This is a genomic window from Vibrio sp. 2130-1 (assembly GCF_033339515.1).
Genome location: NZ_JAWOUT010000591.1, coordinates 1 through 553, shown reverse-complemented (window position 1 = coordinate 553; position 553 = coordinate 1). Strand labels below are relative to the sequence as shown.

Genomic DNA, 553 nt, shown 5'->3' with positions numbered 1-553 from the left:
CCAGCAAGATCTCGATACGATTCGTGAAATTCAAGGTTGGTTATCCAAAGGCATTGCGATCGGCAAAGTGAAAGGATTGCTCGGCCAATCGGATGTAGAAATCAGTGCAGAAAACCATTCGCTTGAAGAAGTGGAAACCGTACTGTCTGCGTTGTCGCAACTCAATCGTGGCAAAACGGAAAGCGTCCTTTCATCGGTATTGAAAGAGTACCCGCTCAACTTAGTCGTAGATCAGTTTATCAATCCTGTGTTTGAGGCATTGGATTTGGTTAAGGGCTCGCTGCGCTCTTTGCAGATGGGATTGTTCCAAACCTGTTTAATCACGCGTTTGGCATTGGTGATCGATTCTGAAAACAAAGCATCTACTAAGGGGAAATGCCTGTTGATCAGCTTTGAACAAAGTCGAGATGCGGAAAGCTGGATTCAGGCGGCGAAGTTGTGTGAGCAAGGTTACCACATCACCTTAATCGACAAGGTGGACGACGTTTCTGGCTTGGTGGATCACGACGTGATTGAACGCTACCAGCGTGTTTATGTGTTCTCGAATAAAGCG

1 protein-coding gene is annotated in these 553 nt (G+C 46.5%); it reads left to right on the top strand.

All coding sequences use genetic code 11. From position 1 onward, the window contains the following. The coding region (locus R7Q09_RS27570) for a helix-turn-helix-type transcriptional regulator (RefSeq protein WP_318144134.1) at positions 1-553 on the top strand (553 nt) is incomplete at both ends.